Source organism: Bartonella sp. HY038 (assembly GCF_014117425.1).
Taxonomy (GTDB): domain Bacteria; phylum Pseudomonadota; class Alphaproteobacteria; order Rhizobiales; family Rhizobiaceae; genus HY038.
On the sequence record NZ_CP059725.1, the window covers coordinates 1,264,921 to 1,277,662 of the forward strand.

Genomic DNA, 12,742 nt, shown 5'->3' on the forward strand with positions numbered 1-12,742 from the left:
TTGAGCAAATGCTCGATGGGTACGTTAATGTCAATACCTAATCAAATCAATCAAACACCTGAAATGGCTTATATTTCCATGGCGGAAAGCCGCGATTATATCACGTTGTTAAAACTTCGCGTTATGTCGTTGGTGGTTTTTACTGCCTTTGTAGGCCTTGTGGTTGCACCTGGAACAATTAATCCTATTTTGGGGTTTCTTGCTATTTTATGTATTGCTGTCGGTGGTGGTGCGTCGGGTGCGTTAAATATGTGGTACGATTCTGATATTGATGCTGTGATGAAGCGTACTCAATCTCGACCTATTCCATCGGGTAAAATAAGCCGCAACCAAGTATTGATATTTGGTTTGGTTTTGGCTGCTTTTTCTGTTGGCGTGATGGGTGTTTTTATTAATTGGTTTTCAGCGCTATTTTTGGCCTTTACAATTTTTTTCTATGCGGTCATTTATACGATTTGGCTAAAGCGTTCAACTCCGCAAAATATCGTTATAGGTGGAGCATCTGGTGCTTTTCCCCCAATGATTGGTTGGGCTGCGGTTACAGGTACAATTAGTCTTGATAGTATTGTTTTATTTTTAATTATTTTTATGTGGACACCACCGCATTTTTGGGCTCTTTCCTTGTTTAGTACAACAGATTATGAAGCTGCGCATATTCCGATGATGCCAAATGTTAAGGGCGAGCGTTCGACAAAAAACCAAATTTTGGTATATGCAATTTTAATGGCATTAATCGGCGTTTTGCCTTATGTCTTAGGCTTTGCGGGAATTGTATTTGGTAGTATTTCTGCTGTTTTGGGGTTTATTTTTATTATTCGTGCCGTTCAGTTATGGAAGACGAGTACACGAGATGAAACTATCCCTGCTGCAAAACGATTATTTTTCTTTTCACTATTTTATTTAACCGGTGTTTTTGCTGTTCTTTTGCTTGAAAATCTTGCCATTAAAGCACTTGCAATTTGGGGATATAACTAATGGTTAAGTCATCTGATAAACAAGCTTACTTAACCCTTACAAAAGAACAAAAAGCTGCAAGAAAAAGCCGTGCCTTAGGTATAATGGTGGTTGTTTTATTACTAGCATTATTAATTTACATTGCAACTTATGCAAAATTTGGTGGGTAAATTTAGGCTTTCTTTTTTAAGCGTTAATTAAACGCTTAGTCAAAAAATATTTTCGCTATAATTTTCTGGCTAGATTATATAAGAGTTAGCCGCTATATATGATATTGATATTTTAAAAGCGATGGCTTTGCTAGTTTCAAATATTACTTTGATTGCCGATGTGTTTTAAGGTTCTGAATAACCTATGCATTTTATTTCTTTGACAGAGGAACAGAATTTTATGGCCACCAAATCCCCCCTAACTATACGCCTGTGCGGACCGCGTGGATTTTGTGCAGGCGTTGATAGAGCTATTCAGATTGTGGTTGCAGCCTTAAAAAAATATGGCGCGCCTGTGTTTGTACGTCATGAAATAGTTCATAATGGTTACGTAGTTGAAGGTTTAATTGCTCGCGGTGCGGTGTTTATTGAAGAGCTAGATGAAATTCCAGCAGATCTTCGTGATCGGCCTGTCGTTTTCTCGGCGCATGGAGTACCAAAGTCAGTACCGGCAGATGCAACGGCTAAAAATCTTTTTTACCTTGATGCTACCTGTCCCTTGGTATCAAAAGTGCATAAGCAGGCGATTAGACACCGCAAGCACGGACGACATGTTATTTTGATTGGACATGCTGGGCATCCAGAAGTAATTGGCACCATGGGCCAATTAGATGAAGGGGCGGTAAGCCTTATTGAAACCATTGAGGATGCGCAAACTTACCAGCCACTTGATCCTGAAAATCTTGGCTTTGTTACGCAAACGACTTTATCGGTTGAAGATACAGCTGGCATTATTGAGGTGCTCTACCAACGTTTTCCACAAATGCAGGCGGCGGCAGCTGAATCTATTTGCTATGCAACAACCAATCGGCAGGACGCTGTTAAAGCAGCTGCACCAGGTAGCGATTTGTTCTTGATTGTTGGAGCTCCCAACTCATCAAATTCACGTCGCCTTGTCGAGGTTGCGGAAAGAGCAGGGGCTAAAAAATCTATTTTGGTACAACGTGCTTCTGAAATTGATTGGTTGAATTTGGGTTCTTTAGGGGTGGTTAGTTTATCTGCGGGAGCTTCTGCACCTGAAATCATTGTTTCAGAAATTATAGAAGCTTTTCGTGAGCGCTATGAGATGAGTATTGAGCTTGCTGAAACAACGCAAGAGCTTGAAAATTTCTTAGTAAATCGTGAATTGCGTGATGTTATTCTAACCAATGATGATATGGCTTTTGTGAATGGCGTAGAAAGTGATTCCGCGCTTAATGAATTAGCCTAACAAGAAAGGTAATCGGCAATGGCTGTTTATACCGATATTAGTGAAGAGCAGCTTGCAGGCTTTTTAAACGAATATGACGTTGGAACGCTTCTTTCATATAAGGGCATTGCTGAAGGCGTTGAAAATTCTAATTTCTTGTTACGCACAAAAGCTGGTAACTTTATTCTTACTATTTATGAAAAGCGCGTAGATGAGCGTGATTTGCCGTTTTTTCTGGGGCTAACACAACATCTTGCGCAAAAAGGCATTCTCTGCCCACAACCTATCCTTCGTAAAGATGGCGAGATGGTAAGTCGATTAGCTGGAAAACCAGCCGCGCTTATTAGTTTTCTTGAGGGGATGTGGGTTAGGAAGCCTACAGCTTTTCATTGTGGTAAAGTGGGAGCCGCTCTTGCTAATTTACATGTAGCGGGCTCTGATTTTCCCATTAAACGAAAAAATAGCCTTTCAATCGATGGTTGGCATCAATTGTGGAGTGATGTGCGTTATCGCGCAAATGATATGGCTCCAGATCTTGAAAAAGAAATAGATAATGAATTAGTTTTTCTTGAAAAAAATTGGCCTAGTGATTTACCATCTGGCGTGATTCACGCTGATTTATTTAATGATAATGTGTTTTTCCTTGATGGTGATTTATCCGGCATAATTGATTTTTATTTTGCTTGTAATGATGCCTTCGCCTATGATTTGGCCATTTGCTTAAATGCATGGTGCTTTGAAGCGGATTTATCGTATAATTTGACCAAGGGGAGTGCCCTTCTATCTCATTATGCTACGCAGCGTCAGCTTTCTGATCGTGAGCGAGATTTATTGCCTATTTTAGCACGCGGTGCCGCATTGCGCTTCTTTTTAACTCGCGCCTATGATTGGTTCTTTATTGATGATAGCGGACTTGTGGTTAAAAAAAATCCAATCGAATATTTGCGTAAACTACGCTTTTTTAGACAAATAGTGCGTAGTAGCGAGCTTGGCCTACCCAACAGTTGATAGCTGACAATAATAGATGATGAAACAGATAGTAATTTATACTGATGGCGCGTGTTCCGGTAATCCTGGCCCTGGTGGTTGGGGTGCGCTTTTGCAATATAATGGTCATGAGCGCGAATTATTTGGCGGTGAAAAAGATACCACTAATAATCGTATGGAAATTATGGCAGCTGTTGAAGGGTTAAATGCGCTGAAAGAACCATGTAAAGTCGATCTGTATACTGATTCAGTTTATGTACGTGATGGCATTTCAAAATGGATTGAAGGTTGGAAGCGTAATGGTTGGCAAACGGCAGCCAAAAAGCCGGTTAAAAATATGGATCTTTGGCAAGCACTTGACGAGGCTCGTAAACGCCATGATGTTGTTTGGCATTGGGTTAAAGGACATGCTGGACATACAGAAAATGAGCGTGTTGATAGTTTAGCGCGTAAGGGCGTTGCCGAAATTAAAGCTGGATAGTGTTAATGAAATAGGCAATTTGGGTTTTAGAGCAATATTATTAAGGGAGATGTTGCTTTTTAAACTGCCTATCCATTATAGATTATGCTTTTTTAGGGCGCCATTTTATCAATTTGTTTTCTATGATGTCGAGAAGCATATCGATAACAAGAACGAAAACACCAAGAATAATAATTCCAGCAAATACACCTACCGCATCAAAATTGCCTTCAGATTGAGCGATTAAATAGCCTAATCCTGCCGATGATCCTAGGTATTCACCAATGATTGCACCAACAACGGCAAAGCCTACCGAAGTGCGAAGAGATGAAAGAATCCAACTCGCCGCAGCTGGAAAATAGACGTGGCGCAATAACTCTAAACGGTTTGCTCCTAATATTTTTGCATTTGCCAATACAATATTATTTACTTCGCGTACACCTTGCATCGCGTTAAAAAAGGTTATGAAAAACACCAAGGTAACGGCAAGCGCAACTTTTGACCATAGGCCCAAGCCGAGCCATAAAACAAAAATAGGTGCTAATACAACGCGGGGTATTGCATTCAAGGCTTTAATAAATGGGTCTAAAATGCGTGCGGCATTATTGCTTAATCCAAGCCAAACACCTGCAGCAACACCTAAACCTGTACCGATTAAATAGCCTAAAACTGTTTCGGTCAAAGTGATTGAAACATGTTTATAAAAATCTGTATCAGTTAACCAATTGACTATTTGTTTTAAAACATCTTGAGGGGCAGGGAAAAAGAAAATATCTATAAAGCCTAACGCTATACCCAGCTCCCAGCCACCAATGATGACAATGACAATGGTTAACTGAATAAGTCGTTCAGTCATGACGTTCATAACTTTTCTCCACTTCGTCGCGCAAGGATAGCCAAATTTTTCTATATAATTCCATAAAACGCGAATCGAGTTTTACTTCTGAAACATTTCGCGGCCGATCTAAGTCAATGTCGAAACTATTAATGATATTGCTTCGTGGGCCTGCTGATAAAATAACAACTCTATCACCTAGCGCTATTGCTTCCTCGAGATCATGCGTTATCAAAATTACTGCACGTTGTTTTTCTTGCCAAAGTCTTAAAAGCTCGTTCTGCATTAGATGGCGGGTATGAATGTCTAAGGCAGAGAATGGTTCATCCATTAGAATAACTTTGGGATCGGTGATTAATACTTGTGCCATTTGAACACGTTTGCGTTGCCCTCCTGATAATTGGTGCGGATAACGATGTTCAAATCCTTTAAGGCCAACCTTCGCTAGCCATTGCATAGTCTTATCATGCCGCTCATTCTTCGGGACTTTACGAAAAAGTAGGCCGAGCTCAGTGTTTTCATAAGCGGTTTTCCAAGGTAAAAGTGCATCTTGCTGGAAAAGGTAACCAATTTCATTCTGTACGCCTTTAACCTTTTTATTATCAATGTGTACCGATCCTTTAGCAGCTTTTAGCAGGCCTGCAATTGCATTTAGGATCGTACTTTTTCCGCAACCAGTTGGCCCAACAATTGCGAGAAATTCGCCGTCTTTAACACATAAGTTGACATTTTGAACCGCAACAAAATCTCCAAAGGCCATAGTTACTTCATTTATATCCACCATTGTATTTGTGGGTATTGTTTGCGATAACTCCGTTACGGAATTCATTTTTTATTCCTTTCTAATGCCTTAATCACGAATTCATCGGTGTAGGTTTTAGAAAGATCTATGTTGGTTTGCGAGACACGTGGGTTAAATGTTTTTAAAACATCTAATGGTATTTTAATATCTGTTGGATTTATTAAACCGTCGGTCGAAAAAATTGGCCGAGCATTTTCAATAGCTTTAATAAAAGTCTCTCTGTCTCCAGCAACGAAGTCCTTAGGCATTGCATCAACGATTTCATTTGCTGTGTGATCATGCATCCAAGCCAAGGCTTCAACTGTTGCATCCGTTACCTTTTGGATGGTTTGAGGATTTTTTGTGATATAATCCTGTAATGCATAAAGGACCGATGTTGGATAAATTCCCCCATAGATGTCAATTGCGCCTTGATCTTGCCTACCATCAATAACAATGCGCCCAACTCCCTTGGCAATTAAAAAGGTTGCAGCAGGATCGTAATTGACAAGAATATCGATTTTTTCTTGCTCCAATGCAGCAACGGCAGCTGATCCTGAGCCAACACCAATAATTGAAACATCCTTATCGCTGAGCCCATGGCGTTTTAGATAAAAACGAATGAAAAAGTCAGATGATGATCCTGGCGCGGTAATGCCAATTTTTGAACCTTTAATGGTTGAAGGGGTTTGCGGATCAAACTTTGAGTTGTTTCCTGCTGCCATTACTAGCCCAGAATTTCGTGCCAATTGAACAAAGGCCACAACATGCTTATTTTGTGCTTGCATTTGGATCGTATGATCATAAAATCCAACTGCAATATCTGTAGAACCTGCTACCAATGCTTGTAAGGTTTTTGATCCGCCAGAGGCAAAATTTTCAACCGTTACATCTAGACCGTGTTTTTCATATAGGCCCAATCCAACCGCCACAGGGAAGGGTAAGTTATTAAGATTGAAGGATCCTACACTTATCCTTACTTTTTCTGCAGCTGCTATATTTATAAATAGTAACGTAAAAACAGTGATTAATATCTTTTTAAGCATCTTTGTCCTCCAACTATATCATTGCTCAAAATTTGTTATTTTGTATTTTTATCACTTTGCTACTTTAATAAAGCAGCACCTTGAAAAATCCTGCGTGTGGTTCTTAAAAGACTGACTATATTTCTTCCATCTCTATTTCTAATTGTTAAGGAAAGACTTCCTGAGGGATGGTCGATGATAATATCAGTAGGTGTGTTTTGCTTTCCAGAAAGCTGGCTTGCTAATGTGTTTTCTATTGTGGTTGCTACTGCAATGCCAACAGCGCCGGTTGTAGCTAGGCTTGGGTGGCATTCGTCTGGCATGAAATAGCGGGCATTAATCGTAGATTTTTCTTTGCTAGTACTCAATAAAACAGGTTTGGGAATTACTTTATTTCGTACATCTCCTAGGCCCATTTTTAGGCCTGCTTCTTGTCTGATTGCCGCAATCTGATCTATTAAATGCTTATTCGCGTTTAGCTCTTGAGCGGTTTCATGCGCTGTAACATTTAAGGGTGCTGGATCGATAAGCACAAGTGGTATGGCACTATTAATGCATGTAACAGTGATGCCATTAATTACTTCTATTGTCTTTCCAGTTGGAAATAGGCTGGTAAAATCGCCATTAGCAGAATTCAGAAAGTTAAGATAAATACCAGCCCCTGTTCCTGGTACTCCATCTATCGCGCTTGTACCATTATAACAAACAGCATTGCCAACAACCGGTACTTCTGCTTCAATGATTTCACCTGTATTAATATTATGGATCTTTACGAAAGTTACAGGCTCTGTTGGGTAAACTAGCCCTGCTTCAATTGCAAAAGGACCAACAGCAGATAACATATTTCCGCAATTAGGGCTTGTGTCGACAATGCCTTCTAGATTACGTATTTGGGCAAATAAGTAATCGACATCTGCATTAGGTACTGTTGCTGGGCCCACTATAGCAACCTTATTGGTAACTGGGTTTCCACCACCAATACCATCAATTTGCAACGGATGTCCTGCTCCCATAATTGATAATAAGATATTATCGCGTTGGCTAACTTGTTTTGGAAGGTCTGACGCTAGAAAGAATGGTCCGCGTGATGTACCACCACGCATAATAACACAAGGTATATATTTAAGATCATTCATGAATCTCTCCCATAACATAAATGAAGTCGGTATTGCCCAGAGATAAGTCCCTAAAAATTCGACGGACAAATAAACTCCCAATTAGATTGGGAACTCCTCAAGTTATGAATTAGTCGTATAATCAACTTACCTTTCCAGATATGTTTATCTTGCATTAATTCTAACTATTAATTTATAATACACATTTTGATTGATTTAAAAAATGCAATTTTAGGGGGTAATTAATAACCAATGAGCATAAATTGCGAAATCTTAGATCTTAGAGCGTTTTTAACAATTGTCGAGCTTACGAGCTTTAACCGTGCGGCGGAGGTTTTGCATATATCGCAACCAGCATTAAGCCGGCGTATGCAAAAACTTGAGGAAATAATTGGTGCACCGCTATTGGAGCGAACAACGCGCCATGTTGGTCCGACCGCATTAGGCAATGAATTATTACCCTTGGTCCGCCGCTTAATTGAGGAGTTCGATGGTTCTTTATTCGCTGCTCGCGATAAAGGGGTAAAAGCTACTGGCTTAGTAACAATTGCCTGCTTGCCAACTGCTGCATTTTATTTTTTACCGCGTATAATTAGCCGCTTTAGTTTGCAATATCCTGAAATACGTTTTCGTATCCTTGATTTGACAGCAACTGATGGCCTTCAAGCGGTGAATCGAGGGGAGGTTGAGTTTGGTATTAATATTATAAGTGGGATAGATAGCGAATTAGCATTTGAGCCGCTCATGGAAGATAAATTTGTGCTTGCGGTAAAGCGCGATCATCCTTTAGCCAAAAAGGAGGTCGTTTTATGGGAAGATTTAAAACTTTATTCGCTGATAACCGTTCATAATTCAAGCGCAAATCGCATTTTGCTAGACGCAGCATTGGCCAAAGAAAATATAAAAATTAACTGGCGCTATGAAGTTACACATCTATCTACTTCACTTGGCTTCGTGGAAGCTGGTCTTGGCATATCAGTTCTACCGCAAATGGCAACACCGCAAGGGGAACACCCATTTTTAGTAACACGACCGATAGTTAATCCCACAGTATCAAGAATGATTGGTGTAGTGAAAAGACGAGGATCAATTTTATCACCTGCCGCCCAACATTTCTACGATATGCTTATAAATGAATGGAAATAGAATTCTCGTATGTTGCGATCAAAAATCTATAAGTGATTATAAATTTAATGGTCAGCAATATTGACTGAGCCGGAGATTGTTCCATTTCCATCATTTGCAATAAAGTGGACTTTTTGCCCTTTATCAAGCTTGCCAGATAATATTGGGGCGGAAAAGATAATTTTATTTGGCTCTTGCTGAATGAGTTTTGCAATGCCCAATTGTGCCTTATCTGAGGCTAAAAATAATTCAGCAATTTTACTTTGATGGGGTAGGTGTAAGACAACTTCGATATATTTATCATGCAGCTTTGGTTCTTCTACATAAAATGTGTCACTAGCTTGTTGCGGTAACGTATTTAACGCAGTCTGAATTTTTAACTTGCTAACAAAATTATTAGTCGGTTTACTATTAAGTAAAAAAGGAACATCAACCGGTACGCAAATAGTATTACAAATTCCAATTAATAAATTTCCTTTTAAATTAACGCTTGCAATATCGCTGGCAGCGATACGGAAAAGAATTTGCGCATGGTCTTTATAGATATATGCCCAATCTTTTCCTTCTTGTAATAAATGAGGAGCTGTAAATAATAACGTATTTTTAATACCGTTTTCTATTTGTAAATTGGGTGACAAACCAGAGTTACCAGAATTTTCCCAGTAAGTTTTCCAGTCAGGCTGTAGCTTTACATCAATAAGCCCATAACGCCATTGGGGCTCATTATTTAGTACTTCATTGTTAAATATAATGGAAATATCGGCGCCTTCCATCTTGGTGTGATTAACGGATTGGGCCTGTGAAATTGTTAATGAAAAAAAATAACAGATTGCTGTAATAATTTGTAATGCAATAGCTTTTTTGTAATAGCAAAATTTACCCATTTCAAAGCCTTTTAAATATATTTAAAGTGTGTTGGCGCTGTTATTTACTACTTTTTTATTTTGTTAAATAGAATGCTAACTACAAAAATAGGGCGAATTTACGAAAAATACTCTATTGAGCCTAGATTTTGGCTGATAAATATATTTACCAATGTGCCAATAAAATAAGCGGAACAAGTAGTAAACTTATTCCGCTTAATTAGTTTATTCAGTTAAAACCGGTTGCTAAAGCTAATTAGCTTTTTGCAACTGCAGCAACTTCAGCCGCAAAGTCAGTTTCTTCTTTTTCAATGCCATCACCAAGAGCAAAGCGAACATAGCTTACAAGCTTGACTGGTGCGCCAATTTCTTTTTCTGCTTCTTTTAATGCTGCTTCAACGGTGATGTCAGGATTGATAACAAAAGCTTGTGAAAGAAGAACAACTTCTTCAAAGAATTTGCGCATACGGCCTTCAACCATCTTTTCGATGATGTTTTCTGGCTTGCCTGATTGACGAGCTTGTTCAGAAAATACTGATTTTTCGCGCTCAATAGCACCGGCATCAACTTCGTCTGAAGTTAAAGCAAGTGGATTGGTTGCAGCAATATGCATAGCAATCTGACGGCCAACTGCTTGTGCCTTGGTTGCATCGCCATCGGTTTCAATAGCAACGAGAACACCCAATTTGCCAAGACCATCGGCAACAGCATTATGGATATAGGTTGCAACAACACCCTTATCAACCGAAAGCTTAGCAGCGCGGCGCAAATTCATGTTTTCGCCAATGGTTGCGATTGAATCCTTAATAGTGTCAGCAACAGTTTTGCTTGAGCCAGGATAGATTGAATCGGCAACAGCTTCAACTGAACCATCAGTTGAAAGGGCTGCTTGCGCTACACCATTTACAAGTGCTTGGAATGCATCATTACGTGCAACGAAATCGGTTTCAGAATTTACTTCAACCAAAACAGCAGTATTGCCATTTGATGCAATACCAATCAAACCTTCAGCTGCAGTACGACCAGCCTTCTTGTCTGCCTTAGCAATACCCTTAGCGCGAAGCCAATCAACGGCTGCTTCCATGTCGCCATCTGTTGCAGCAAGAGCGGCTTTACAATCCATCATGCCGGCGCCGGTTAATTCGCGAAGTTCTTTAACTTGAGATGCGGAAATGCTCATTTTAGCCTCTTTGTTAAAAATAACGAAGCGTGCTTGATGACCTTTCGGCTCACGCACGCCCGCTAATAATTTAAATTTCAAATATTAGCCTAAATTGGCTGACATTTGTTGTCTTAGTTAGAAGCTACAGCTTCTTCAACATTTGTGTCGATTGGTGCTTCAACTTGTGCACCAATGTCAATGCCGTTTGCGCCATGTTGACGCGCAATGCCATCAAGGGCTGCACGAGCAACAAGATCAGAATAAAGCGAAATTGCGCGAGCTGCGTCATCGTTACCTGGAATTGGATAGTCGATATTGTCTGGATCACAATTGGTATCAACGACAGCGATAACTGGAATACCAAGACGCTTTGCTTCTTGAATAGCAATTGCTTCTTTATTGGTGTCAATAATGAACATTAAGTCAGGAACCGAACCCATATCCTTAATACCACCAAGGGCGCGATCCAATTTTTCACGCTCACGTTCAAGGTTTAGGCGTTCCTTCTTGGTGAAGCCTTGGCCTTCATTGGTCAAAATTTCATCCAATTTACGAAGACGCTGAATTGAATTAGAAATAGTTTTCCAGTTGGTGAGCATGCCGCCGAGCCAACGAGCATTAACATAATACTGAGCAGAACGATCAGCAGCATCAGCAATAATTTCTGAAGCTTGACGCTTTGTACCAACGAAAAGAACGCGACCACCACGAGCTACTGTATCTGAAATCACCTGCAAAGCGCGGTGCAACATAGGTACAGTCTGTGAAAGATCGATAATATGAACATTATTGCGCTCGCCATAGATATAGGGAGCCATCTTTGGGTTCCAACGATGTGTTTGGTGACCAAAGTGAACACCAGCTTCAAGTAGTTGGCGCATTGAAAAATCAGGCACTGACATTTTAATTTCCTTAATTTCCGGTTATACCTTCACGAAATGAGGCAAATCTGCCACCGGCGGACCCGCTAGTAATCTTAGCTTGGCCCATATCTCGTGTGTGGAATAGCTTGCCTTTATAGGACTAAAGACAAAAATGCAAGCTACCATTAGTAATTTGTTGTCGAATTCCATATTTTTCATGAAATAGACTATTAAGATGTAACTTATATGACGTATCGAAGCGATAATAATTTTCCTACTTTGCGCTACAGTCAATATCGCCCTTATCAAGCAATTCAATTTTAATGAGCTTCCCTTTGATGGAAAAATCGCCATAATCCATGATGAGGTCGCGCGTTACGCCATTCTTATATAATAAAAAACTAGTGCGGTAAGTTGGAAGACCATCTTGACTACTACTATCATCAAAATATGAGATATTGATGGGCCAAGTCGGCTCTTCTCCCAATTTACCCATAATTTTGGTCTCTTCATTTGGTTGGGCGGCTATCTCTTTGCCAATCACCACATTAGTAGGTGTTATTTTATCGGCATCTTCTGAGCCATCGAAGATATTGGTATTAAAAATGTAATTTTTATTCAAAGCATGATTAATAATTTCGATGGTATGTTCAGTTGGGAAGATTGCCTTTTTTAATTGATGGTTTGCAACTTCTGGTTTTGTAATGTCAACTTTCAAGCCGTCCTCTTCAAGCTCAGCGCTGCCGTCTACTTCCTTGGTTAGCTCTTGGTCGGTAAAGCTTTTGCTTCTAAAACTAAATTTTTTGCCATCACCGCTTTCGATGGTTGTTACTTGTTGGTCACTCATACGCTGTGGCAACTCACTTAAGTCAACTTTGCTGACAAAGCGAAATTTAGTTGTAAAGCCTTTGCATTTGTTGCCAGTAAATTCATAGACCATACGTCCGGAAAACCCAGTAATTCCAGATTTGTCACTGGCGTTATCTAGCTGTAATTCATATACGCCACGATAGGGAGCAAGTTCGTCTATGGTGGTTGCGAAGCTGTATGAGGGGGGGATCAATGAGTATAAGCCGATTGTTAAAAGTATTGGTCTGATAAAGCGGTACATAGGCCTACTCCTAATTAGAAAATATCTGCATTTACCCATATAATATCTAACCGATAAGTGGTG

Annotated in this window: 14 protein-coding genes; 6 read left to right on the forward strand and 8 right to left on the reverse strand. The window is 39.8% G+C overall.

Annotated elements, in window-relative coordinates:
- The first annotated feature begins 27 nt into the window (after positions 1-27).
- The 5 genes from cyoE (at position 28) to rnhA (ending at position 3,820) form a co-directional block, all read left to right on the forward strand.
- On the forward strand, positions 28-975 hold the full coding sequence (gene cyoE, locus H3299_RS05340; protein WP_182419256.1) for a heme o synthase: 948 nt from the start codon (positions 28-30) through the stop codon (positions 973-975).
- Positions 975-1,124, forward strand: a complete 150-nt coding sequence (locus tag H3299_RS05345; RefSeq protein WP_182419257.1) for a hypothetical protein — start codon at positions 975-977, stop codon at positions 1,122-1,124. Before cyoE ends, H3299_RS05345 begins: the two co-directional genes overlap by 1 nt.
- Positions 1,125-1,344: 220 nt before the next feature.
- Positions 1,345-2,373 carry a 4-hydroxy-3-methylbut-2-enyl diphosphate reductase gene (ispH, locus tag H3299_RS05350; RefSeq protein ID WP_182419258.1) on the forward strand — a complete coding sequence of 343 codons (1,029 nt, stop codon included), beginning with the start codon at positions 1,345-1,347 and terminating at the stop codon, positions 2,371-2,373.
- Positions 2,374-2,391: 18 nt separating this feature from the next.
- A complete protein-coding gene (locus H3299_RS05355; protein ID WP_182419259.1) occupies positions 2,392-3,360 on the forward strand; it encodes a homoserine kinase in 969 nt (322 codons plus the stop codon).
- Positions 3,361-3,379: 19 nt separating this feature from the next.
- The gene (gene rnhA, locus H3299_RS05360; RefSeq protein WP_182419660.1) at positions 3,380-3,820 is read left to right on the forward strand and encodes a ribonuclease HI; all 441 of its coding nucleotides are present in this window, start codon (positions 3,380-3,382) and stop codon (positions 3,818-3,820) included.
- Positions 3,821-3,902: 82 nt separating this feature from the next.
- On the opposite strand, the gene H3299_RS05365 is transcribed toward rnhA, so the two are convergent.
- From H3299_RS05365 to H3299_RS05380, 4 genes are read right to left on the reverse strand one after another with little or no spacing between them, the layout of a single operon-like run.
- Positions 3,903-4,664 carry an ABC transporter permease gene (locus tag H3299_RS05365; protein ID WP_182419260.1) on the reverse strand — a complete coding sequence of 254 codons (762 nt, stop codon included), beginning with the start codon at positions 4,662-4,664 and terminating at the stop codon, positions 3,903-3,905.
- Complete coding sequence (locus H3299_RS05370) at positions 4,648-5,418, reverse strand: ABC transporter ATP-binding protein (RefSeq protein WP_182419661.1); 771 nt, start codon at positions 5,416-5,418, stop codon at positions 4,648-4,650. The genes H3299_RS05365 and H3299_RS05370 overlap by 17 nt, the downstream gene beginning before the upstream one ends.
- A gap of 41 nt (positions 5,419-5,459) precedes the next feature.
- A complete protein-coding gene (locus H3299_RS05375) occupies positions 5,460-6,461 on the reverse strand; it encodes an ABC transporter substrate-binding protein (protein WP_182419261.1) in 1,002 nt (333 codons plus the stop codon).
- Between the two features lie 59 nt (positions 6,462-6,520).
- Positions 6,521-7,576 (reverse strand): PrpF domain-containing protein, encoded by a 1,056-nt coding sequence (locus H3299_RS05380; protein WP_182419262.1) that lies wholly within the window; start codon positions 7,574-7,576, stop codon positions 6,521-6,523.
- Between the two features lie 231 nt (positions 7,577-7,807).
- Here H3299_RS05380 and H3299_RS05385 point away from each other — a divergent pair, with 231 nt between their 5' ends.
- On the forward strand, positions 7,808-8,701 hold the full coding sequence (locus H3299_RS05385) for a LysR family transcriptional regulator (protein WP_182419263.1): 894 nt from the start codon (positions 7,808-7,810) through the stop codon (positions 8,699-8,701).
- 44 nt (positions 8,702-8,745) lie between these two features.
- Here H3299_RS05385 and H3299_RS05390 read toward each other — a convergent pair whose 3' ends face one another.
- The 4 genes from H3299_RS05390 to H3299_RS05405 all read right to left on the reverse strand — a co-directional run bounded on the left by H3299_RS05390 (position 8,746) and on the right by H3299_RS05405 (position 12,679).
- On the reverse strand, positions 8,746-9,564 hold the full coding sequence (locus H3299_RS05390) for a protein-disulfide reductase DsbD domain-containing protein (protein WP_182419264.1): 819 nt from the start codon (positions 9,562-9,564) through the stop codon (positions 8,746-8,748).
- A 235-nt stretch (positions 9,565-9,799) separates the two neighbouring features.
- Positions 9,800-10,723 (reverse strand): translation elongation factor Ts, encoded by a 924-nt coding sequence (gene tsf / locus H3299_RS05395; RefSeq protein ID WP_182419265.1) that lies wholly within the window; start codon positions 10,721-10,723, stop codon positions 9,800-9,802.
- Positions 10,724-10,836: 113 nt separating this feature from the next.
- Positions 10,837-11,607, reverse strand: a complete 771-nt coding sequence (gene rpsB, locus H3299_RS05400; protein WP_182419266.1) for a 30S ribosomal protein S2 — start codon at positions 11,605-11,607, stop codon at positions 10,837-10,839.
- A gap of 235 nt (positions 11,608-11,842) precedes the next feature.
- Positions 11,843-12,679 carry a cell envelope integrity EipB family protein gene (locus H3299_RS05405; protein ID WP_182419267.1) on the reverse strand — a complete coding sequence of 279 codons (837 nt, stop codon included), beginning with the start codon at positions 12,677-12,679 and terminating at the stop codon, positions 11,843-11,845.
- Between the last annotated feature and the right edge of the window lie 63 nt (positions 12,680-12,742).

Excerpts from the sequence above, each read along its gene's own strand:
- H3299_RS05370 (WP_182419661.1), bottom strand. The coding sequence starts at position 5,418 with ATGGTGGATATAAATGAAGTAACTATGGCCTTTGGAGATTTTGTTGCG.
- H3299_RS05375 (WP_182419261.1), bottom strand. The coding sequence starts at position 6,461 with ATGCTTAAAAAGATATTAATCACTGTTTTTACGTTACTATTTATAAAT.
- H3299_RS05345 (WP_182419257.1), top strand. The coding sequence starts at position 975 with ATGGTTAAGTCATCTGATAAACAAGCTTACTTAACCCTTACAAAAGAA.
- H3299_RS05405 (WP_182419267.1), bottom strand. The coding sequence starts at position 12,679 with ATGTACCGCTTTATCAGACCAATACTTTTAACAATCGGCTTATACTCA.
- ispH (WP_182419258.1), top strand. The coding sequence starts at position 1,345 with ATGGCCACCAAATCCCCCCTAACTATACGCCTGTGCGGACCGCGTGGA.
- H3299_RS05355 (WP_182419259.1), top strand. The coding sequence starts at position 2,392 with ATGGCTGTTTATACCGATATTAGTGAAGAGCAGCTTGCAGGCTTTTTA.
- H3299_RS05380 (WP_182419262.1), bottom strand. The coding sequence starts at position 7,576 with ATGAATGATCTTAAATATATACCTTGTGTTATTATGCGTGGTGGTACA.
- rpsB (WP_182419266.1), bottom strand. The coding sequence starts at position 11,607 with ATGTCAGTGCCTGATTTTTCAATGCGCCAACTACTTGAAGCTGGTGTT.
- H3299_RS05390 (WP_182419264.1), bottom strand. The coding sequence starts at position 9,564 with ATGGGTAAATTTTGCTATTACAAAAAAGCTATTGCATTACAAATTATT.
- H3299_RS05365 (WP_182419260.1), bottom strand. The coding sequence starts at position 4,664 with ATGAACGTCATGACTGAACGACTTATTCAGTTAACCATTGTCATTGTC.
- rnhA (WP_182419660.1), top strand. The coding sequence starts at position 3,380 with ATGAAACAGATAGTAATTTATACTGATGGCGCGTGTTCCGGTAATCCT.
- H3299_RS05385 (WP_182419263.1), top strand. The coding sequence starts at position 7,808 with ATGAGCATAAATTGCGAAATCTTAGATCTTAGAGCGTTTTTAACAATT.
- tsf (WP_182419265.1), bottom strand. The coding sequence starts at position 10,723 with ATGAGCATTTCCGCATCTCAAGTTAAAGAACTTCGCGAATTAACCGGC.
- cyoE (WP_182419256.1), top strand. The coding sequence starts at position 28 with ATGTCAATACCTAATCAAATCAATCAAACACCTGAAATGGCTTATATT.